20 protein-coding genes and 2 pseudogenes are annotated in these 21,793 nt (G+C 63.9%); 11 read left to right on the top strand and 11 right to left on the bottom strand.

Annotation, left to right across the window (positions count from 1 at the left end; genetic code table 11):
- The first annotated feature begins 121 nt into the window (after positions 1–121).
- Positions 122–1,609: an NAD(P)/FAD-dependent oxidoreductase gene (locus MVA47_RS17540; RefSeq protein ID WP_281504799.1), complete on the top strand. Its 1,488-nt coding sequence runs from the start codon at positions 122–124 to the stop codon at positions 1,607–1,609.
- Here the strand turns inward: MVA47_RS17540 and MVA47_RS17545 are convergent, their stop codons facing one another.
- Positions 1,610–2,851, bottom strand: coding sequence for an alpha/beta fold hydrolase (locus tag MVA47_RS17545; protein WP_247208944.1), 1,242 nt, complete (start codon positions 2,849–2,851; stop codon positions 1,610–1,612).
- A gap of 129 nt (positions 2,852–2,980) precedes the next feature.
- Here MVA47_RS17545 and MVA47_RS17550 point away from each other — a divergent pair, with 129 nt between their 5' ends.
- Positions 2,981–4,462: an MFS transporter gene (locus MVA47_RS17550; RefSeq protein WP_247208949.1), complete on the top strand. Its 1,482-nt coding sequence runs from the start codon at positions 2,981–2,983 to the stop codon at positions 4,460–4,462.
- Between the two features lie 39 nt (positions 4,463–4,501).
- Entirely contained in the window at positions 4,502–4,786 is a 285-nt protein-coding gene (locus tag MVA47_RS17555) for a 4a-hydroxytetrahydrobiopterin dehydratase (protein WP_247208951.1), read from the top strand.
- 113 nt (positions 4,787–4,899) lie between these two features.
- Here the strand turns inward: MVA47_RS17555 and MVA47_RS17560 are convergent, their stop codons facing one another.
- Together MVA47_RS17560 and MVA47_RS17565 are read right to left on the bottom strand one after the other, a co-directional pair.
- Positions 4,900–6,048: an acyl-CoA dehydrogenase family protein gene (locus MVA47_RS17560; protein ID WP_247208953.1), complete on the bottom strand. Its 1,149-nt coding sequence runs from the start codon at positions 6,046–6,048 to the stop codon at positions 4,900–4,902.
- A pseudogene (locus MVA47_RS17565) lies at positions 6,048–7,279 on the bottom strand (acyl-CoA dehydrogenase family protein). Before MVA47_RS17565 ends, MVA47_RS17560 begins: the two are co-directional and overlap by 1 nt.
- 60 nt (positions 7,280–7,339) lie before the next feature.
- Here MVA47_RS17565 and MVA47_RS17570 point away from each other — a divergent pair.
- From MVA47_RS17570 to MVA47_RS17580, 3 genes are all read left to right on the top strand, one after another.
- Positions 7,340–7,939 (top strand): QsdR family transcriptional regulator, encoded by a 600-nt coding sequence (locus MVA47_RS17570; RefSeq protein ID WP_247208954.1) that lies wholly within the window; start codon positions 7,340–7,342, stop codon positions 7,937–7,939.
- A gap of 118 nt (positions 7,940–8,057) precedes the next feature.
- The gene (locus MVA47_RS17575; protein WP_247208955.1) at positions 8,058–8,768 is read left to right on the top strand and encodes an HAD family hydrolase; all 711 of its coding nucleotides are present in this window, start codon (positions 8,058–8,060) and stop codon (positions 8,766–8,768) included.
- Positions 8,769–8,842: 74 nt separating this feature from the next.
- Complete coding sequence (locus MVA47_RS17580) at positions 8,843–9,037, top strand: hypothetical protein (protein ID WP_023958137.1); 195 nt, start codon at positions 8,843–8,845, stop codon at positions 9,035–9,037.
- Between the two features lie 74 nt (positions 9,038–9,111).
- Here MVA47_RS17580 and MVA47_RS17585 read toward each other — a convergent pair whose 3' ends face one another.
- On the bottom strand, positions 9,112–9,552 hold the full coding sequence (locus MVA47_RS17585) for an SRPBCC family protein (RefSeq protein WP_247208957.1): 441 nt from the start codon (positions 9,550–9,552) through the stop codon (positions 9,112–9,114).
- A gap of 261 nt (positions 9,553–9,813) precedes the next feature.
- On the opposite strand from MVA47_RS17585, the gene MVA47_RS17590 reads away from it, so the two are divergent.
- Together MVA47_RS17590 and MVA47_RS17595 are read left to right on the top strand one after the other, a co-directional pair.
- Positions 9,814–11,001 carry a polysaccharide deacetylase gene (locus MVA47_RS17590; protein ID WP_247208958.1) on the top strand — a complete coding sequence of 396 codons (1,188 nt, stop codon included), beginning with the start codon at positions 9,814–9,816 and terminating at the stop codon, positions 10,999–11,001.
- A 130-nt stretch (positions 11,002–11,131) separates the two neighbouring features.
- Positions 11,132–12,091, top strand: a complete 960-nt coding sequence (locus MVA47_RS17595; protein WP_247208960.1) for a S9 family peptidase — start codon at positions 11,132–11,134, stop codon at positions 12,089–12,091.
- Between the two features lie 7 nt (positions 12,092–12,098).
- Here the strand turns inward: MVA47_RS17595 and MVA47_RS17600 are convergent, their stop codons facing one another.
- On the bottom strand, positions 12,099–12,935 hold the full coding sequence (locus tag MVA47_RS17600) for a class I SAM-dependent methyltransferase (RefSeq protein WP_247208961.1): 837 nt from the start codon (positions 12,933–12,935) through the stop codon (positions 12,099–12,101).
- A 159-nt stretch (positions 12,936–13,094) separates the two neighbouring features.
- Between MVA47_RS17600 and MVA47_RS17605 the strand changes: the two genes are divergently transcribed.
- Complete coding sequence (locus MVA47_RS17605; protein ID WP_247208963.1) at positions 13,095–13,784, top strand: helix-turn-helix domain-containing protein; 690 nt, start codon at positions 13,095–13,097, stop codon at positions 13,782–13,784.
- Here the strand turns inward: MVA47_RS17605 and MVA47_RS17610 are convergent, their stop codons facing one another.
- The 5 genes and pseudogenes from MVA47_RS17610 to MVA47_RS17630 form a co-directional block, all read right to left on the bottom strand.
- The gene (locus MVA47_RS17610; RefSeq protein WP_247208965.1) at positions 13,785–14,675 is read right to left on the bottom strand and encodes an SDR family oxidoreductase; all 891 of its coding nucleotides are present in this window, start codon (positions 14,673–14,675) and stop codon (positions 13,785–13,787) included.
- Positions 14,676–14,717: 42 nt separating this feature from the next.
- Positions 14,718–15,749: a phosphotransferase family protein gene (locus tag MVA47_RS17615; protein ID WP_247208969.1), complete on the bottom strand. Its 1,032-nt coding sequence runs from the start codon at positions 15,747–15,749 to the stop codon at positions 14,718–14,720.
- Positions 15,746–16,970 (bottom strand): annotated as a pseudogene (locus MVA47_RS17620) (acyl-CoA dehydrogenase family protein). The gene MVA47_RS17615 and the pseudogene MVA47_RS17620 overlap by 4 nt, the downstream one beginning before the upstream one ends.
- 77 nt (positions 16,971–17,047) lie before the next feature.
- On the bottom strand, positions 17,048–17,866 hold the full coding sequence (locus MVA47_RS17625; RefSeq protein ID WP_247208970.1) for an SDR family oxidoreductase: 819 nt from the start codon (positions 17,864–17,866) through the stop codon (positions 17,048–17,050).
- 19 nt (positions 17,867–17,885) lie between these two features.
- Positions 17,886–18,350 carry a cupin domain-containing protein gene (locus MVA47_RS17630; protein WP_247208971.1) on the bottom strand — a complete coding sequence of 155 codons (465 nt, stop codon included), beginning with the start codon at positions 18,348–18,350 and terminating at the stop codon, positions 17,886–17,888.
- Between the two features lie 125 nt (positions 18,351–18,475).
- Between MVA47_RS17630 and MVA47_RS17635 the strand changes: the two genes are divergently transcribed.
- A complete protein-coding gene (locus MVA47_RS17635) occupies positions 18,476–19,579 on the top strand; it encodes a hypothetical protein (RefSeq protein ID WP_247208973.1) in 1,104 nt (367 codons plus the stop codon).
- 18 nt (positions 19,580–19,597) lie between these two features.
- Here MVA47_RS17635 and MVA47_RS17640 read toward each other — a convergent pair whose 3' ends face one another.
- Positions 19,598–21,259 (bottom strand): FAD-binding dehydrogenase, encoded by a 1,662-nt coding sequence (locus tag MVA47_RS17640; RefSeq protein WP_247208974.1) that lies wholly within the window; start codon positions 21,257–21,259, stop codon positions 19,598–19,600.
- A gap of 148 nt (positions 21,260–21,407) precedes the next feature.
- On the opposite strand from MVA47_RS17640, the gene MVA47_RS17645 reads away from it, so the two are divergent.
- Entirely contained in the window at positions 21,408–21,791 is a 384-nt protein-coding gene (locus tag MVA47_RS17645) for a hypothetical protein (protein WP_247208976.1), read from the top strand.
- Positions 21,792–21,793 lie beyond the last annotated feature (2 nt).

Here is a 21,793-nt window from a genome sequence, read left to right on the forward strand (position 1 = left end):
ATAGTTGCACAGCTTCGTGAACGAGGAAACTGCTTCGCAAAGGAAAACAGCGAGAACGCGACCGTCCGTCAAAAGACACGGTGACCTGCGCGATCGCCGCCGGCACGACCGAAGAGGACCGATGACCCTGTCAGATCGCGTAGATGTGTTGATCATCGGAGCAGGACTCTCAGGAGTCGGCGCCGCCTGCCACGTGCGGGAGAAGTTCCCCGACCGCAGCATCGCGATCCTGGAGAGCCGGCCCCGCATCGGCGGTACATGGGACCTGTTCAAGTACCCAGGGATCCGGTCCGATTCGGACATGTTCACCCTCGGATACAAGTTCCGGCCCTGGGTGGGTGACAACGCGATCGCAGACGGCTCCTCCATCCTGGAATACGTCCGGGCAACAGCCGCCGACTACGGGATCGATGAGACGATCCGGTTCAACCGCCGGGCCGTGCGTGCGGAATGGTCGAGCAGCGAACAGCTCTGGCGGGTTCACATCGAGCGCACCGACGTGGGCGCCGAAACCCAGACCGAGACCATCGCCGCCAACTTCCTGATGTCCTGTAGCGGCTACTACCGCTACGACGAGGGCTACACACCCGACTTCCCCGCGATCGAGAGGTTCGCCGGGACCATCGTGCATCCGCAGCATTGGCCGACCGACCTCGACTACACCGACAAGCGGGTGGTGATCATCGGCAGCGGGGCCACCGCCGTCACCTTGGCGCCGTCGATGGCCCCCGAAGCCGCACACGTCACCATGCTCCAGCGTTCGCCGTCCTACGTCATCTCCATTCCCAAGCAGGATGCCATTGCGAACAGACTGCGCAAACTACTTCCCGCGAAATGGGCCTACGCTGCCGCGCGCGGCAAGGGAATCGCCGTCTCCACCGCCATCTATCAACTGTGTCAACGTCATCCACAGTTCATGAAGAAGCAGATCCGGTCATGGCAAGAGCGTCAACTGCCAGATTTCGACATCGACACCCACTTCGCCCCGCGCTACAACCCCTGGGATCAGCGCTTGTGCCTCGTGCCCGACAGCGACCTGTTCCGCGCCATCAGAAAAGGGTCGGTGTCCATGGCCACCGACCGGATCGCCACGTTCACCGAAAACGGCGTCGAGCTGGAATCCGGCGACCATCTCGACGCCGACATCATCGTCACAGCCACCGGCCTCAATCTGCTCGCCCTGGGCGGGCTCACGTTCGTAGTCGACGGGGAGGAAGTCGACCTCACCGACACGATGACCTACAAGGGCATGATGCTCAGCGGCATCCCCAATTTCTTCTACGTTGTCGGGTACACGAACGCATCGTGGACCTTGAAGGCAGACCTGGTGTGCGAGTACATGTGTCGCCTGCTCGAACACATGGACGCCAACGGATACGGCGAAAGTGTCCCGGTGAAGGACCCGTCCGTACAGGAGGAACCGTTCCTCGATTTCGCTGCCGGATACGTTCTGCGTTCGGTCGACTCGTTTCCGCACCAGGGTTCACGTGCTCCCTGGAGGCTGCGGATGAACTACTACCGCGATGTCCTCACCTTGCGCCACGGCACGGTTGCGGACGCCCCGATGAGGTTCAGGGAGCGCAGCGCTTCCCTGACGTCGGCCGGCTGATCAGCCGACCGGTGTCGACTTCTCCCGCAGCCGCGTAGCCAGCCACTCGTAGACGGCTTCGTTGTTGAGCAGGGTGAAGTGGTGGGCCGACCCGAGATGCATCCCGTCGTCGTCACGAAAACCGATGTCGCGCAGCTTGTCTCGGCCACGGGCACTGACATGCAGTACCAAACCGTCACCGAGGTAACGACCGAGCAGGTGTTCCGGGTCTCGGGTGATCGAGGCCGACACAAAACTGTGCTCGGCATCGGCGAGCAACGGGACCTCCGCGATGGCGGCCTGGCGCAAGGCATCGAGGTCTCGACCCGTCCAGTCTTCGTCCACCAGCGAACCGGCATACAGGTCCCGGATCCCGGCGCTGCGCCTGTGCAGTAGCCGGCCGATCGGACGGGACTCGGGCAGCATCTGCAACAGCGCGGTGGCGGTGTGTACTGTCCGCGCCAACGGGGCCCCCAGATGCGGAGATCCGAGACAGACGATGTGGCGGACCTTTCCGGCCCACCCAGCCCCCACGAGGGAGGCCCCGTGACAGGCACTACGTGCCACGAGACCACCCATCGAGTGCCCGACCAGCACGATCTCCTCCACGGGTACAGGCCAGTTCCTCACCACGTCCTCGATGAGCACGGCGAGATCACGGCCGTTCTCGGAGATGTGCCTACCCGTGTTGTAACGCACCTGCAGTTCGCTGAAGCCGAGCTCCGCGGACAATCTGGCCCCATACGTCGGCCTGCCGCCGATACCCCAGGCGACTTCGGTCTCCATCAACCCATGCGTGAAGAAGACCAGCTTGGGCGTCGCGTGAGGATACGCTTTCGCCAGGGATTTGCTGTCCGCGTGTTGGATACGCCCGTCGACCCGAAGCGACATCGGCGTGGCCAGTGGCGAATCCTGTTCGGCGAGCGCGTCACCGATCAAACCGGTCAACGCACCGAGCGCAATCGCACCGCGTTTGGTCTCCGAGGGCACCCGCCCACGTCCGTCGACCGTCCGTGATGCCACCTGCGCTGCCACCTCACAGGCAACCGCGATGGATCGATACGTTCCATCGGCGATCGCGTTGTGAATGATCCGCGACGGTGCCGCCCAGGGGCCGACACCGAGCTGCACCCCCGAGAACACGCGGTCGGATATCGCCCTGTGTACGGTGCCGACCCCGGTCACCGCCTTCCCGACCTCCTCGAAGGCCAGTTCCGCCAGCGCGCGAACTTCGTCCTGCCGCGAGCCATCCACATCGATCATGCATTCAGTGTACAACCGTGCACTGACGAGGGTCTCCGGCGACCGCTTTCCTGACAGCACAGTGCACACCGGCTACCGTCCGACCATGGGATTGCACCGCTCCGCACCGACTCGAGGGTGGCGATGGAGGTGAGCGCCGCCACGCCCACCTCCAGGCCCACGCCCGGTCCCGTCCTGGTTGTCGCGATCCTCGCGTCTTTTGTCGCGTTCCTCGACGGATCGGTGGTGAACCTCGCCCTTCCCGCCATCTCAGACGACCTGGGAGGTGGGCTGAGTACACAGCAGTGGGTGGTCGATTCATACCTCCTCACCCTGGGCGCACTGATTCTGGTGGCCGGCGCGATCTCTGATGCGTTCGGGCGCTTGCCGATGCTCCGGATCGGGCTCGTGATCTTCGGCCTGGCATCCGTCGCGTGCGCGGCAGCGCCGACCGACCTCGTCCTGATCATCGCCCGCGGGCTGCAGGGTGTGGGTGCGGCCCTGCTGGTGCCCAGTTCGCTCGCATTGATCAACTCGGCCTTCACCCCGGACGACCAGCCCAAAGCGATCGGTACGTGGACCGCATGGACGGGCACGGCCTTTGTGATCGGTCCACTACTCGGTGGTGTACTCGTCGACACGTTGAACTGGCGGTGGATCTTTGCCGTCAACGTCGTGCCGGTGGCGATCACCCTGGTGCTGTCGATGCGACTCGTCGAACCGGCTCGGACGACACCGCGCGAACGCATCGACGTACCAGGCGCAGTGCTGACGGCCGGGGGTCTCGCCGGAACCGTCTACGCCCTCATCGAGCAGCAACGTCTCGGTGTCGGCAACCCTGCGGTGGCTGCAGCTTTGGCACTCGGACTGTTGTGCCTGGCCGGGCTGGGCTGGCGCGAAACGCACACCGACCATCCGATGATCCCAGCGAAGATGTTCGCGGTCAGGAACTTTGGTGTCGGCAATCTCTCGACGACGTTCATCTACGCCGGATTGTCGATGGGCACGCTGGTGACGGCTCTGTTCCTGCAAGAGGTCGCGGGCTTCTCGGCGCTGATGGCCGGGCTCGCGACGTTGCCGGTCCCGCTGCTCTCGTTCTTCATCGCTCGACCGGTGGGGGCGCTCTCGGCACGATACGGGCCCCGCGTGTTCATGGCGTCCGGGCCGATCATCGCCGGATGCGGTTACCTGCTCATGCTCACCACTGTCGACGGTTTCGATTTCTGGACACAGATGCTCCCCGGGCTCGTGCTCTTCGGGCTCGGCCTGTCGATCACCGTCACGCCGCTGACCTCGGCCGTCCTTGCATCGATCGATCGGCAACACAGCGGGATCGGCTCGGCGTTGAACAACGCGATCTCACGTATCGCCGGCCTGATCGCTGTTGCCTGCACCGGGATCATCGTGGGCGGCACGCTGGACACCGCGTCATTCCACCGTGTTCTGGTGGTGACCGCGGCCCTGTTCATAATCGGCGGCGTGGTGGCGGCCTTCGGTATCCGCAACCACGGCCACCATCCCGAACAGGTCGCGGTGACAGCGGCCGCACAGTGCTGTGATCGCTCGACCACTCCCCTGACGTCCGGCCGGTCGTCGGCCAGTGACGGCGTGCATCCACCGATGCCCCGATGACGATTGAAGCGAAGGCCTGGTGGTGGAAACATCGGGACGATGACCGCACTGCTGACCGAATCCGACATCACCGCCGCACTCGCCGATCTACCCAAATGGCAACGTGAGGGCCAATCGTTGACTCAGACGATCGATTGCCCGGACTTTCCGGCGGCGATCGCATTGGTGAATCGGGTGGCCGAGGCCGCGGAAGAGGCCAACCATCACCCCGATATGGATATCCGTTGGCGCACAGTGACTTTTACCCTCAGCACGCATTCGGCGGGCGGAATCACAAGCCTCGACGTGATGTTGGCGCAGCGAATAGACAACCTTGCTCCCTGACCCGGTCGGCGGTCCCGACGAGCGAGTCCGTATCGAAGACACCGCCGGGCGAGCCTGCGCGGCCCGCCCGGCGGGTGTTGCGCCCCCGTGCGGATGAGAACAGTGATGCGGTGTCAGGCCTTGGTGAGCGCCGCGTATCGCGCTATGTGCATGTCCGCAGAACCGAACTCGTACTCAATGGCCGTGAGCCGTTTGAAGTAATGACCGATCGCGAGTTCCTCGGTCATGCCCATCCCACCGTGCAACTGAACGGCATTCTGCCCGATGAATCGCGCCGCCCGACCGATGGTCGCCTTTGCCGCCGACACCGCCAGCGCGCGTTCGGTAGGCTCGGCCTCCAGATTCAAGATGGCGAGGTACACCGCGGCAATCGACTGTTCGAGCTCCATGTACATGTCGACCATCCGATGCTGCAACGCCTGAAAACTGCCGATCGTCTGACCGAACTGCTGACGCTGCTTGGCGTATTCGACAGTGTCTCCCAACACTTTTCGCATCAGTCCGACAGCCTCTGATGCCACCGCCGCCGTGGCCTCGTCCACTGCACGGTCGATCGACGCCCACGCATCGCCTTCGCCACCCAGAAGGGCATCGGCGGGTAGGCGCATCCCGGAGAACACGAGATCCGCCGCACGCCGGTCATCGATGGTGCGGTAGGCGTGAACGGCCAGACCTTCAGGAGGGTTGTCGGCATCAACATCAACAAGGAACAACGAGATCCCCGAGGTGTCGCGTCGCCCGCCCGCAGTCCGGGCCGTGACAAGCAGATGGCCGGCGAGGGGTGCACTGCTGACAACCACTTTCGTGCCGTCGAGCACCCACTCGTCGCCGTGTCTACGGGCGATCGTCGACACGTCATTGAAGTCAGGACCCGATGTGGGTTCGGTGGCAGCGAACGCCGTGACCGCATCCCCCGCGATGAGTTTCTCGAGAACGGCCGTGGCGCGGTCCCCGCCCGCCCGTTGCAACAGACCGCCGCCGAAGACAACTGTGTCCACGAAGGGCTCGACAACAAGCGCCTGGCCGAGTGCTTCGGTGACGATCATCAATTCGACCGGCCCACCACCGATTCCACCGGCTTCCTCTGGAAGGGTCGCACCCAGGATCCCGAGTTCGTCGGCGAAGGCTCGCCAGATCGACGGCTGCCATCCTGCCCCGGTCTTGGCGGCCGCCCGACTCTTCTCCAGGTCGTAACGGTTGGCCAAGAACTTGGCGAGGCCATCGCGGAGCAGTTCTTGCTCTTTGGTCAAGTTGAAGTCCATCAGAGCCCCAATGCTGCTTTTGCGAGAATGTTCCGCTGAATTTCGTTGCTACCGGCGTAGATCGAGCCCGCCCGGTCATTGAAGTAACGCAGTGGCGCGACTGCCTCCCACGGTTCACCGCTGACGTAACCGTCCGCGGGCTCGGTGAACTCGGAGATCGGACCACCAGGCTTGGTCGCGTGCGGTTGGTAGACCCGTCCGCGTGTACCGGCGGCCTCCAGGGTGAGTTCGGTGAGCTTCTGGCTGAGCTCGGTCGCGAGCACTTTGAGCATCGACGAGGCAGGACCCGGATCTATGCCCGACGCCATCGCCGACAGCGTTCGGTATTCCAGGATCTCGAGAACCTTTGTGCGAATGCGGGCTTCGGCCAGCTTGGCAGAGAACGCGGGATCGTCGATGAGCGGGCGTCCACCAGGCCCCGGCTGCGACGCCGCCGAGGTGGCCAGTGACTCCGCCATCACCTGCAACGCCGGGGCGGCCGCGCCCCCGCCTCGCTCGAACACGAGGAGATACTTCGCCACGGTCCAGCCGTCATCGATCTTTCCGAGCACGTTTGCCTTGGGCACCCGCACATTGTCGAAGAACACCTGGTTCTGGACCTGCTCGCCCGATGTCATCACCAATGGCCGTACTTCGATGCCCGGCGAGTTCATGTCGATCAACACGAAGGTGATGCCCTGCTGCTTCTTCTGCTGCCGGGATGTGCGAACGAGGCAGAACATCCAGTTCGCCTCGGTGGCATGGGTTGTCCAGATCTTGCTGCCGGTGCAGACCAGGTCATCGCCGTCGTCCTTCGCCGCCATCGAGAGGGACGCAAGATCCGAACCGGCCTCGGGTTCGGAATATCCCTGGCAGAAAAAACCTCGCCGGTGAGGATCCCGGGCAGATAGTAGTCCTTCTGTTCCTGGGTGCCAAAGGCGATGATGGCGTGGGCAACCATCCGAATCCCCATGGGAGACAACGACGGTGCCCCGGCGATGATGGACTCGCGACTGAAGATGTAGTGCTGGGTGAGGGTCCAGTCGCAACCGCCGTACTCGACCGGCCACGCAGGCGCTGCCCAGCCCCGCTCGTGCAAGATGCGCTGCCACTCCATGCTCGCCTCGTGGTCGGAGTAGACGCTGGTCATCAGACGGCCCGCCCGGCGCAGGTCCGGGGTCAACTTCTCGTCGAGGAAAGCGCGCACCTCGTCTCGAAACTCCGAATCGGCGGCCGACCATTGCAAGTCCATGTGCGCTCCTGAAGCGGTGTGCTGATTGACCGGAGGGCCGGTCGGAGACAAAATCTACTTATGTCTCACGAGACCGTCAACAGCCGGTCACACCCTCGCGTGCACCGTGACGACGTGATCGACCTCGCTCACGACTGGTTCCTCGCCGGCAGGCGGGTCGACATACAGGCGCTGTCCCGCGAACTGAAGATCGGCCGCGCGACGATCTACCGATGGTTCGCGGGCCGGGAAGTGGTTCTCGGCGAAGTCGTGTGGCGAATACTCATCGACGCCATCGAACGAGTCGAGGCGCGTGGTGGAGAGCTCGACGCCGACAAGTTCGTCAGCAACTTCGGTTTCCTCGCCGAGACCGTTCGAAATTACCAACCGCTCGAACGGTTCGTCGCAGATGACCCCGAATATGCGCTGCGGGTCCTCACCTCGCGGTACAGCGTGGTGCAGGGCAGGTTGATCGAGTGGACTGTGGGCAAATTGGCGGCCATGCCCGAGCTCTCGCGGTACCCGGACACCTCCGGTCTCGCGTATGCAGTCGTCCGCCTGGGCGAATCGTTCATCTGGAGCGACATGATCACCGGCGACCCTCCGCAACCCGACAAGGCAACCGCGATGGTGGGCATGTTGATCGCGGGCGCATGCGCGAACTCGTCTGGTCGAGCCTGATCTGCGCCGTGGCCGTACAGCATCCACGGGTCCCGGTCCGGCTGCACCCGGGCCAGGAAGGCGACCCGCGGATAGCATTCACTCATGGCGTCGCGACCACACCATCGAGCTGCCTGCCATGACTGACATCCGCTGGGCAACGTTCGACTGTTACGGCACGTTGATCGACTGGCGTCACGGTCTCTCGACCGGGATGGAGCTTGTCTTCCCGGGCCGCGGCGCGGGCCTCCTCGACGCGTTCAACCGGCACGAACCGCAGGTCCAGGCCCAGTACCCGGAGATGCGCTACCGCGATGTGTTGACCGAGGCGTTTCGGCGCACCGCCGACGAAGCCGGACTTGTCCTCAGACTCGACGACGCGGACGTGCTGGCCGCAGGTATCGCCTACTGGCCGGCCTTTCACGACACAGCTGCGGAGCTGGCCCGCCTGCGGGCGTCAGGGTGGCGTCTCGCCCTGCTGACCAATTGCGACCGCGACATCATCGGCGCAGCGCAGCGCCGCCTCGGGACTCCTGTCGATGCGGTGATCACCGCTGAGGACGTGGGCTCGTACAAGCCGGCCCATCCGCACTTCGAAAGGTTCGCCCAGACCTTCGAGCCCGGACCCGGTCAGTGGGTCCACGTCGCGCAGGGCTACTTCCACGACATCATCCCGGCTCATGCTCTCGACATCCCCCGGGTGTGGGTCAACAGACTCGGCCAGAGCGACGACCCGTCCATCGCCGATGCGGTGGTCCCCGACCTGAGCAGGCTGACCGAGGTGGTCGCCGCGGTCGGTACCGCCGCCGCACGCCGCGAGGAGTCGAACGTCACGCACCGCGATGTGTAGCGCTGCGAACTGGCGGGTATCCGCCTGACGGCCCGGGCAGCAGCCTCGGGCGAGTACGGCGACGAGAGGGAGACATGGCGGAGTATCGAGTTCTCAATCCAGACGAGGATGTTGTCGACAAGGTCGAATTCAACAACGCCGAAGACGCCTACGAGTGGTTCAAGAATCGCGAGGTGCCTTCAGGACAGCTCGGTTTCCGTATGGAGGTCAACGTCGACGGAGACTGGCGATTCTTCGACCAGACAGACGGAACCAGGTCACGCGACTGACCTCGCGCACACGGCCGCAAGGCCGGCGGACTTGCTGCATCCAACGGACACACCGTTGGATGCAGCTTTTTCTGCTACTCCGCCGTTCGGGACCGCTCGGCGAGCAACGCCAGACGCCGCAGAGCTTCCGAGTTCCTCGGATGAACCGCCAGGTGCTGGATCTGGTCGGGCATCAGTGACCATGGTGCGTTCGCCGCGTGCTCGATCATCTCGATGCGGCACCCTTGCGGGATCTCGTGCAGGCGCAGGATGATCTCGGCCTTGCCGAAGGGCAGAGCCCGGGCGATCAATCGCAGCTCGCGACCTTCCTCCATGCCCACCGACTCCGTCCGGTCGTTGAGCAGGGCAGGCCACAGCCCAACCGAATGCGCGATGTTGCTTCCCGGTTGCGGCCAGTTCGCATCGACCGCACGTATCCGTGACGAGCCGACTACCCAATTGGCATATGACCAGCCGTCTGCGAGTACACGCCACACATCTTCAGTCGACGCGGTTGTTTCATGCGTTGTAGCCACGAACCCCTCCAGTGCTCTCGGCAGGCCTGCGGGTCGGGACTCGACCCGCGCGAAGCGGCAGTGCCGCTGTCTCACCCGTTTGTCGATCTTACGGTCCGATGTACCCACCGGCGGCGATCTCACACGTGACCACGCTTCCGGGGAGCGGACGCCACTGCGGCCGACGGCGATTCGTCCGGCCGTTCACCTGCCGAACTGTTAAGCTCCGCGCGAGTCAAGGCGGCGCTCGGGCGGCCGATGGCCGCGCGAAAGGTGAATACGTTGCAGTTGCGACGCATAGAGCATCACGTCCGTCGATCGCTCTCGCTGGCCGTGGCCGCTGTGATCCTGGCCGCCTGTGGAACCGCCGGTGATGGGGACGGGCCCGGAAGTGTCGCAGTGCGACCAGTCGATGCCACGTCCGAACCGGTCGAGACGCCTCCGCCCGCACCGGCTCGGCGTGAAAGCAACGTCGTGATGGAACGTCTTTCGCCGAACGCGAAACCACCCCAATTCGTGTTGTTTTCCTTCGACGGTGTCGGCGTATCAGAAAATTGGGATCTGTTCCTGGACACCGCGAGCGAGGTCGATGCACGCTTCACGGCCTTGATGACCGGCTTGTACTTCCTCACCGACAAGAACAAGAAGAAGTACACCGGCCCCGGCTACGCACCCGGAGAGTCGCCGTTGGCTTTCGGAGGTACCGATAAGGAAGTCATCGAACAGGTCGATTACCTCAATCGCACGTGGTTCGCCGGTCATGAGATGGGCACTCATTACGTCGGCCATTTCTGTGTCGGCACAAAGAACCCCGGCCGCGACTGGACCACCGCCGAATGGAACCACGAACTCGATCAGTTCTTCCGGCTGATGACCGAGTGGAAGTCGCTCAACAACATCCGGAACACACCCGATCTGGCTTTCGGACCCGAAGCCGTCAAAGGTGGGCGTACGCCCTGTCTCGAAGGCGGTATGGGGCAACTGTTCCCGGCCTTGGGAGCGCACGACATGACGTGGGATTCGTCGAAGGCGGCCCGGCAACCGGGCATCTACTGGCCGACGAAGGTCGGCAGCATCTGGGAGTTCCCCATCCCGTACACGTGGTCACCTCCGCTCAATCACAGGCAGACCGCCCTCGACTACAACTACTGGTTCACGTTCAACCAAGCCAAGGACAGCCCCGCCAGCGCACCGAAGATCCGCCGTATCGTCAAGGAGTCCTACGACTACATGTTCCGGCGCGCCTATGAGGGCAACCGGGCCCCGCTGGTCATCGCCAATCACTTCAATGATTGGAGCGGGAACGCGTTCAACCCCGCCACAGCTGATTTCATGCGCGAGGCATGTGTGAAACCCGAAACGATCTGTGCCACCTATCAAGACGTGATCGCGTGGATGGAACTGCAGGATCCGGCAGTGTTGGCGCCATGGCGAAAGATGGCACCGGTTGCCGTCGACGCCGACAGTTGACCCGCATGCCCGATGTGCCCCGTATGCCCTGCGTGCCCATGTGGGCGCGACGCTCGTTGCCCGGAGTCCGGCCATCCGTCGAGCGATGAACCCGCGCCCCACTGCCTGAAAACCATGGAAGGTCTCCCTGATGCGACAACACCGCATTCTTGCCCTGCTCGGTTCACTGGCCGCCGCGGCCGGCCTGATCGCCGGCTGTTCCGACGATGGGGGCGACGCCGGACCAGTGGGTGCCCAGTCGTCCGCCGCGAGCGCCGGGCCCTCGGTCTCAGACGAGGTCACGGTGACCCGGATCGACTACCCGACTCTGGATGGAACGGACCCGGAGCAGAACTGGGGTGATCTCTATCTGCCTGCCGGACCGCAGGCGGTGGATTCGACCCGGCTGGTCGTCTTGATCCATGGCGGCGCATGGCAGTCCCAACTGGGTGCTGATCTCTTTGATCCCTTCGCCCGTGACCTCGCTGCGCGGGGAATGGCGGTGTACAACATCGAATATCGCCGGCTGGGTTCAGGCGGGGGTTGGCCGACCACATTCGAGGACGTTTCGCAGGCCCTCGACAATGTCATCGCGATCGACAAGAGGTTCCCCCAATTGGAGACCACCGACGCACTGGTGGTCGGACACAGCGCCGGAGCCCAGCTGGCGGTCTGGGGCGGGACACGACACAAACTGGATCCCACCGAGGTCGGTGGCAATCCGAAGTTCCGGCCTACCAGAGTGGTCTCCTTGGCCGGTCCGCTGGACATGGTGCAGGCAGTTCGCAACGGCGATGACCGGATCGTCGCGGCCCTCGGCGGAACGCCCGGGCAGGTACCGGAGCGTTACGCGTCGGTGGACCCGATCCAGAATCTCGACCCCGGAACTCCGGTGATCGCCGTCCACGGAACCCGGGACACCGTGGTACTCCCCTCGTTGTCGCAGCGGTACGTCACTGCGCTGAAGAACGAGAACGGCAGTGGTCGTGTGGTGTTGATCGACGGCGAGGATCACGGTTCGATCGTGAGCTCGAACTCCGTCGCCTATCGGCAGATACTCGACATCATCACCGAGGGATCGACCAAGACTGTCGACCAACTGAGCGAGTGACGAACGGTCATCTCACCGTTGCTGTGACCAGCAGGTATTCCCACTCCATCACGCCGTCGTGGTTCATCGCATCGCGGGCAAGATCGTCCAGACCGTCGTCGAGTGCTGCGACTGCCGCGGGGTCCGCCGCATTCGCTTTGTAGACCGCGATGGTGGGTCCGTACGTCGCCTTGAAGAAGCGGCGGAACTCTTCAGGAGTCTGAAAGCGGTCGACGGTGAGTGTCCGCCGCTCGGCAGTGATGTCGGCATGGTCGCCGAACAGTTCGCGGACGTGGGTTTCGTCGCCCCACAGCGGTGGAGGCTGCGCCCCCGGCGGTGGCGCGGGTGCGTACGGCTTCATGGTCGCGAACATCCGGCCGACGAACCCGCCGGGCGTCCAGCTGATCAATCCGATACGCCCTCCCGGGCGGCAGACCCGGACCAGTTCAGCGGCAGATCGCTGGTGATCAGGAGCGAACATCACGCCCACGCACGACATCACCACGTCAAAACTGTTGTCGGCAAAGGGAAGAGCCTCGGCATCGGCCTCCTGCCAGGTCAGCTGTACGCCCTGCTCGGCGGCAAACACACGACCGGCTTCGAACAGCTCGGGGGCAAGGTCCGCCGCGACCACCTCGGCTCCGACCCGGGCTGCCGGTACGGACGCGTTGCCCGAGCCGGCTGCTACGTCGAGCACGCGGTCACCGCGCTGCAGGTCGAGCTCGGCCACCAGGGTCTCGCCGAGAGCGGAGATCACCTCCGTGGCGACCGCCGGGTAGTCACCCGAGGCCCACATGGCGCGATGCCGCATCTTGAGTTCATTCGTCTGGTGACCTGCTGTGGTGGTTGTGGTGTCGGTGGCCATGGCATGTTCCTCATCTCGTGCGTGATCGGTTCATCTCAGAATCCGACCGTGGCCCGCCCGCAGTCCAGTGCTGGATCTGAACCGATCCAGTACAGAGTTTGTACTGGTCCGCGCTCGCGACGAGGTGTGTACTGACTGGAGTGGTCCAAAGGAGGGTTGATGTCCGGATACGGCCAGTTCTGTCCTGTCGCGAAGGCGATGGAAGTACTCGACGAACGATGGACTCTGCTCGTAGTTCGTGAGTTACTAGCCGGCAGTACGCATTTCAATGAACTGCGGCGCGGTGTACCGCGGATGTCACCTGCGCTGCTGTCCAAGAGGTTGAGGACTCTCGAGCACGCGGGCGTCGTCGAACGCCACGTCGCGGGCGGACGGACGAGCTACGCGATGACTGCAAGCGGCCGAGAGCTGTCGTCGGTGGTCGAGGCCCTCAACGCCTGGGGCATCCGCTGGATCGGCGAGCTCGGAGACGAAGACCTCGACCCCCACCTGCTGATGTGGGACATGCGCCGGACAGTACCCACAGACGTGTGGCCGACGAGCCGCACGGTGATAGCCTTCCGGCTCGGCGGCGTGGCTGCCAACGCCGACCGCTGGTGGCTGGTCGTGACGCAAGGCCAGGTGGACATCTGCGACTACGACCCCGGCTTCGAAACCACCGCCACGGTTGTGGCCGAGCTCCGTGACCTCGTCGCCGTCTGGCGGGGCGACCGCTCCTGGGACACAGCGTGTTCCATCGGCGCCGTCCAGATCGTCGGCCCCTCCGACATTCGCCGTCGTGTGCCCGGATGGATCGGGCAGGGTCAGATGGCGGCGATCCCCAGGCCTGTCACCGCACGGCAGACATGATCACCGCGTGCCGCAGATGAGTCTTTCGGTGGCGTCCCACAGCCGGGCCGCCAGCTCGGTGTCCTGAGCCTCCTTGCTGGGCTCGATCTGCTTGCCGCCTTTGACGTAGCGGCCGGTGAAGGTGCCCGCCTCGGGTGCGGATGCCGCCCACACCGCTGACCGAGCACCTTTGTCGACCGTGGCCATGAACGGCGTGAGCAATACGCCGATCACCTGATAGCCGAAGGGCAGATCACGCCCGAGAGTGGTGCCTTTGACGAATCCCGGATCGGCACAATTCGCCACCAACCGAGTTGGGTCGTTGCGGCGCGCGAGTTCTGTGGTGAACAGCGTCAGCGCCAACTTCGAATTGTTGTACACACGTTGGCCGCTGAACTTACGGCCCCTCTCCTGCAAATCCTGGATGTCGATGTGGCCGCCGCGGTGCCCCGACGAACTGATGTTCACTATCCGCGACGGTTCGCCGGCAGCGGCTGCTTCCGCCATGACGGGCGCCAGCGACGTACTGAGTACAAAGGGCGCCAGGTAGTTGACCGCAAGGGTGAGTTCGAACCCGTCCTTGGACTCACGTGGCTCACCGATGTCGATGCCGGCGTTGTTGATCAGCACATCGATACGCTCGAATCGCTGTTGCAGATCGATCGCCAGCGCACGCACATCCGCCAGATCGGACAGATCTGCCAGCGCTGTATTGACACTGCCGGTCGGCGATCGACCCGGTGATCCTGAACCGAGCTCGCCGGCCACTTCTGCAGCCTTCACCTCGTCTCGGGCCACGAGGACTACGTCGGCGCCCTGTGCGTACAACCGCCGCGCGGTTTCCTTGCCCAACCCCGATGTGGCCCCCGTGACGACGACAGTCTTACCCGCGAGCTCATAGCTCTGCGTCATGGTTTCCTCCCTGTCGGCCGGTGGCCGGGTTCGTCTCTGCCATCACAGAATTCCGGATTCGCGCCCTACCTGCACGGTGCGGACGACAAGATCGTCGATGACCTTGTTCGTGGGTCCGCCGTCGCGCGAAGCATTGCGCGGATCGTTGATCAATCGTCGTCGAACGCCCTCGGCGATGATGGTCAACCGCCACAGGGCAAGGGTGTGCCAGTAGCCCACATCGGTCACGTCCCGACCCGTCGCCTCGGCATAGCCGGCGATCAACTCGGCCCGCCGCGGGAACCCCGGCAGTGTCGGCGCGGTGAAGTGCCCGGCCACCCCGTCTCCGGCTTCCGGCCAGAACGCCAACAGGTTGCCCAGGTCGGCGAGCGGTTCACCGAGCGTGCACAGCTCCCAGTCCACGATGCCGATCACTTCACCGTTGTCGACCCCGGTGATCACGTTGCTCATGTAGTAGTCGCCGTGCACCAGTGTCACCTCGGACTGATCAGGGGCGTGCGCGGCAAGCGCCTGGGCGACCTCGGTGATCTCGGCGATGTCCTGGGTCTTGGAGTGTTCCCATTGCGCCGACCAGCGCTTGAGCTGTCGGGCCGCAAACGGCTTGTTGCTCGCCAGATCGTCGAGACCGACCTTGGCGAGGTCGACCGAATGAACGGTGCCCAGTGCCCGCGGCAGACTCAACCCGATGGCTCGCCGCCGCTCGGGCGACAGTTCCGAAGCCACCGCCACATCGTCGACCACAACCCCGTCGACATAACCCATCAACACAAGCGGGGCGTCTGTGACAGCCGGATCACTGGTGGTGGCGATCATCTTCGGCACCGGCACCGGGGTGTTCTGCAGTGCAGACATGATCCGGTGTTCGCGCAGCACATCATGTGCCGATGCCAGCAACGCTCCCAGTGGCGGGCGACGGAGTACCCAGTGCCGGCCACCGGCGTCCCCGACTCGATACGTCAGATTGGACTGACCATTGCCGATACGCGAAAACGTCAGCGGGGCAACAGCTCCGATGTCGAGACCGACGATCCATTCGGTGACGAGATCAGTGTCTATCCCGACGGCCGAACTCATGCCTTCGCCTCTGTCTTACGGTAGGGCCCGAGCTCCTGGCGCGCGATGGTCCGCTTGTGCACCTCGTCGGGACCGTCGGCCAGACGAAGTGCGCGCAGGTGCGCGTACATGCTGGCGAGTGGGAAGTCGTCGGACACCCCTCCCCCTCCGTGGACCTGTATCGCCCGGTCGACGATCTTGAGCGCCATGTTGGGTGCGGCGACCTTGATGGCAGCGATCTCGGTGCGCGCTTGTTTGTTCCCCACCGTGTCCATCAACCACGCCGCCTTGAGGGTGAGCAGTCGATTCATCTCGATGTCGATGCGCGCCTCGGCGATCCAATCCTGGATGTTCGCCTGGGCGGCGAGCGGCTTACCGAATGCGATGCGCGAGGAAGCGCGCTCACACATCAGCTCCAGAGCGCGCTCGGCCATCCCGATTGCTCGCATGCAGTGGTGTATCCGCCCCGGACCGAGGCGGGCCTGCCCGATCATGAAACCTGCGCCGGCCCCGGCCAGGACTATCGCTGTCGGGCACGCGTACGTCCTCGAAGAGAACCTCGGCGTGTCCCTCCCTGTCCTGGTACCCGAACACCGGCAGGTTGCGGATCACCCTGACACCTGGAGCGTCGATCGGGACCACCATCATCGATTGCTGCGCGTGAGCGGCCGCGTCGGGATCGGTCTTTCCCATCACGATCAATACTTTGCAGTTGGGGTGTAAAGCGTTCGACGTCCACCACTTTCGGCCGTTGAGGACCCACTCGTCCCCCGACCGGGTCATGCTCATCTGGATGTTTGTGGCGTCGGAGCTGGCGACCGCCGGTTCGGTCATCGCAAACGCGGACCGGATCGTGCCCTCGAGGAGTGGTGTCAGCCAGCGCTCCTTGTGTTCATCACTGCCGAACAATGACAGCACTTCAATGTTCCCGGTGTCCGGAGCCGAACAGTTGGTCGCCTCCGGTGCCAGTGCAGCACTTCGACCCATGATCTCGGCGAGTGGCGCGTACTCCGAGTTGGTCAGACCTGCGCCGTAGCGGGGATCGGGATGGAAGAGATTCCACAGCCCGCGCTCTTTCGCCTCGGTTTTGAGTTCTTCGATGATCGGCGGGTCGAAATGCGGATCGCCGGATTCGGCCATTTGCCTGGCGTAGATCTCCTCCGCCGGATACACGTGCCCCGTCATGAAATCGAGAAGGCGATCTCGGTATTCGAGGCATCGGTCGGAATAAGCGAAATCCATGTGATGAGTCCTGTATCGAGTGGAGATGTCTCGGGCAGACCTGATTGCCCGAGTCGAAGGCCGGCTGGTTCGGATCGTCAGGAATCCGCGAGCAGATGACGCTGATAACGACGCATCCCGGAAATCCAACGGTCGTAATCCGACCCCTTGTTACGGTAGAAGTCCAGCACTTCAGGATGCGGGAGAATCAGGAATTTCTCCTGCTCGACCGCGGCGAGAACCTGGACCGCCACGTCTGCCGGCTGAAGCACCGCACCCGCGCCGGTCACTGCGCTGGCGGCGACTGAGGCGCCCGGCTGATCGGTCTCGAACCCGGAGCGAAGCAACTCGGTGTCCACACCCATGGGGCACAGACAACTCACTTTCACACCCTGGTCGCCGTAGGTGACCGAGAGCCACTCGGCGAAGCCCACTGCAGCGTGCTTGGAGACCGAGTAAGTGGCCGAACCGATCTGTGTCAGCAGACCTGCCGCAGACGCCGTCGACACGAAATATCCGCCGCCACGCTCGATCCATCGCGGAACGAGCATCCGCGCGGCACGGACGTGGGCCATCACGTTCACCTCGAGGGCGACGTCCCACAGGTCGTCGGGAGTGTCCAGGCCCAGTCCGGCGGTGGTGCCGGCGTTCGCGAAGAAGATGTCCACCGGCCCGAACTCACTCTCGGCGCGGTCGACAATCCGCTGGAGCACACCTTCATCCGCGACATCACCGCCCTCCGCGACAGCACGACCATCATGCGAAGCGTTGATCTCGTCGGCGACGGCCTCTGCCTTGCCCGCGTTCAGGTCTGCAACCACAATCCGGCTGCCGGCCTCTGCCAGAGCACGACTGAGGGCCGCGCCGATTCCGGCTCCACCGCCGGTTACAACAGCAACTTTCTGGGCTACGTCCATCTCTGCGATCGTAGGCGAGTCACCCGGCGGCGACGTCACACGCCGGGGCGGGCGCGTCCTCGAAGAGCGGATCACCCAAGGGCTCCAGATAGGCGACGTACAGAACCACGGGGACAGTGCCGAGGTTGCGTCCGACGTGGGTGTTGGCGACCCCGCTCGGTTCGTTGATGAAATCGCCCGTACGGAAGATCTGGGGAACGCAGTCGGGCCCCGGATGGGTCAGGGTGCCCGCACCGACGAATCCGACCACCGGTCCATCGTGGTAGTGCCACCCGGTGGTCCCGCCCGGAGCGATGGTGATCTCGCGCGCCACGACGTGGACACCGGCCGGGATGAATGGGATCAACTCGGCGGGAATCTCGAAATCCGCGAGAGTCTTGGCCGAAATGTCTTTGCTGGGCGTCGCCGTGGCACTGGCCGCACCGACGAACAATGCCGCCGTCACCAGCAAAACTGCGGTCACAGACCGGATGAGTTGTTTCATTTGCTGAGCGTAACGGCGATCGAGCCGCCTCACGCAGTGTTCGATACGAACCCGATCCTTCGACAACCGGCCGCCGTACAATTCTTGCGCACAGCCGGATTGCCGGTTTCACCATGAGGAGCGACGTGACACGTTCATCCAACCGATCGTCCCGCCTCGGCTTCTTCACTAGGAACGCCGTGGGTTTCAGTTCGGCAGAGGCGTTCATGATCATCGCGATCACCACCATTCTCGTCACCCGGGGCTACTTGTGGATCACCGACTATCCGCAAGTCGGGGGCGGAAACCTACACATCGCCCACGCGCTCTACGGCGGAGCGTTCATGATGCTGTCGCTGCTGATCAGTTGGTGGCTGCTGGGGTTCGGCGCCCGCTTGTTCTGTGTTGTCCTCGGCGGTATCGGTTTCGGTCTGTTCCTCGACGAGGTGGGCAAGTTCGTCACCAAGGACAACGACTACTTCTACGGACCTTCCGCCGAAATCATGTATGTATTGGTCGTTTTCGTTCTGATCGTCGGTCGGGTCCTACGAGAGGTACGGCCTCTGAGCGCTCACGAGAAGGTCTCGTCGGCAGCCTCCATCGCGGCCGACGGGGTTGCCCGAGGCCTCGCCCCGCACCGGCGCGAGCTCGCGCTGCGCCTGGTGGAGGAAGCCGAGGAGATGGGCTATGACAAGGTCGCGGCGGAACACATTCGCAGCCTTCTGCTGACATCGGGCATCGCATCTGCACGGTTGTACGCGCTGTCGCAGTGGGCTCCCCGCTTGATCCCATCGTGGTTCCGAAGTCCGCGATGGCTGCCGATCGTCGGTTGGCTGATGACCGTGACCGCGGCGTTGGCGTTCGGCTTCGGTCTTCTCGGCGTCGCGATGAACGGGGTCTACCTGGACGACGACAACGTGAAGTTCGAGTTGGCGGGCATGAGCATGGCCACCGCCATCCTTCTCCTGAGTTCGACCGTCACACTTGCTTTTTCGCTCCCGGCGATGGTGATGCTGCGTAGAACCGACAAGATGTGGCCGTTGCATTTCCTGCGGTACGGAGCGCTCACCTTCACCATGCTCAATGCGTTGGTCGATTTCGCAACCGAAGGATTCGCCGCTCTGGTGAACCTGTCTGTCGGGCTGTTCACCCTGGCCATCATCTCTTACCGGATCGATGTCCGTGCCAGGGTGGCCAGGCCTCGGGCACACGAGGAAGCGTTGGCGGCAAGCACTCCCGTCCGCGACTGAGCCGCTCGGTACTCCGCCTCAACCGAGGTCGCGGGCGAGTGCGCGCCCGGCCGCCCGGCCGGAGAAGATGCAGCCACCGAGGAAAGTGCCCTCGAGTGCGTTGTAGCCGTGTACCCCGCCGCCACCGAAACCCGCGACCTCGCCGGCTGCATACAGACCTTCGAACGGCTCACCGGACGGCCGGATCACCTTCGCATCGAGATCGGTCTCCAGCCCACCCAGCGTCTTTCGGGTCACCAGATGCAGGCGGACGGCAATCATCGGGCCGTATTTCGGGTCTTGCAACTTGTGGGGCCGTGCCACCCGGATGATTTTGTCACTGAGGTAGTTTCGGGCATTGCGGATCGCCATGATCTGCATGTCCTTGGTGTATTTGTTGTCCAGTTCGCGGTCGCGGGCCACCACTTCGGCTTCGATGCTCGCGAAGTCGAGCTGCGGGCCTGTGGTGATCTCGTTCATCCCGGCCACCAGATCGCGGAGATTGTCGCGAACGACAAAGTCGATGCCGTGCTCCTTGAAGGCCTCGACCGGACCCGTTGCGCCTTTGCGGACGCGCTGAAGGAGAAGCTTGATGTCTTTGCCTGTGAAGTCCGGGTTCTGCTCCGAACCCGACAGGGCGAACTCTTTTTCGATGATCGCCTGGGTCAGGATGAACCAGGTGAAGTCGTGGCCGCCACGAGTGATCGTTCCCAGTGTGCCCAACGAGTCGAAACCAGGGAAGTTCGGAACCGGTAGGCGTTTACCCGTGGCGTCGAGCCACAGTGACGACGGGCCCGGGATGATCCGGATGGCGTGGTTGGGCCAGATCGGGTCCCAGTTCTTGATCCCCTCGGGGTAGTGCCACATGCGGTCGCTGTTGACGATGTTGCCGCCGGCGTTCTTGGTGATCTCGAGCATTCGCCCGTCCACGTGCGCGGGTACGCCGGTGATCATGTGTGCTGGGGCAGGCCCGAGACGGTCTACCGGCCAGTTCTTCTTCACGAGGTCGAAGTTGCCGCCGATGCCTCCTGAAGTCACGACCACAGCTTCGGCACGGAGTTCGAACTCAGCGGCGGTTTCACGACTCGACGACACACCTCGCCGCTGGGTCGAGGGCACCAGGACAGATCCCCGTACGCCGACTGCCGCCCCGTTCTCCACGATGAGCTCGTCCACCTGATGCCGGTATTTGATGGTGACCAGACCCTTGGCAGCACCGTCGAGAACCGGCTCGCGGAACACCCGGACCACCTCCGGGCCCGTCCCCCAGGTGATGTGGAATCGCGGGACAGAGTTGCCGTGGCCGGCAGCGAGACCGGAGCCACGCTCGGCCCAACCTACGGTCGCCATCACCCGCAGGCCCAGATCTTGCAGATACGAACGCTTCTCGCCGGCGGCGAAGTTCACGTAGGCCTCGGCCCACTGCCGCGGCCAGTGGTCCTCACGGTCACGATCGAATCCGGCGGAACCGAACCAATCCTGCCGGGCCAGTTCGACCGAATCCTTGATGCCGAGTCTGCGCTGCTCGGGGGAATCGACGAAGAACAGACCACCCAGCGACCAGAAAGCCTGCCCACCCAGGTTCTGTTCGTTCTCCTGTTCCAGCACGGCCACACGCTTGCCGGCCTTCACCAGTTCATGGGTTGCGACCAGCCCGGCCAGCCCGCCCCCGACCACAATGACGTCAAACCTGTCGGCCACCACGGCGCCTCCTCGCGTCCAATACCCGGCATGACGTTCACCCGGCGCATCCGAACAGAGCATAAAGAACGACGCGGGCGGCAGTCCGCGCTACGGCGGCTTTGCGAATTGCCCGGCACAGCCGAGGCGCGGAGAAGATACTTGGGGCGTGGTGACAACGGACAGTGGAGAAGACGGCCACGAACGGCAGCGTTTCCGGAAGCTGGCGCAAGCGGCGATGAACGCAGACGTCACTGTCGGGGAACTGGACACGATCATCGGCGACCTCGGCGGGGCCCTCACCGACTTCGACAGGGCGATGGGCGAGTTCGACAGGACCCTCGGCAGTTTCGGCGCGGCCATGGACGACTTCTCGGCGACGCTGACGCGGGTGGACAGCACGGTCACGAAAATGGTCGCGGTGGTCGAACGGATCGAACGTGTTGTCGGACGGGTGGAGAACATCGTCGATGTCGCCGAAACACTGATTGCACCGGTGGCATCCGCCGAGGCGATGGTGCGTGGCCTGCTGGGAATCGGACGCCGGCGCTGACC

Origin of the sequence: Williamsia sp. DF01-3, assembly GCF_023051145.1 — a bacterium.
Lineage (GTDB): Bacteria > Actinomycetota > Actinomycetes > Mycobacteriales > Mycobacteriaceae > Williamsia.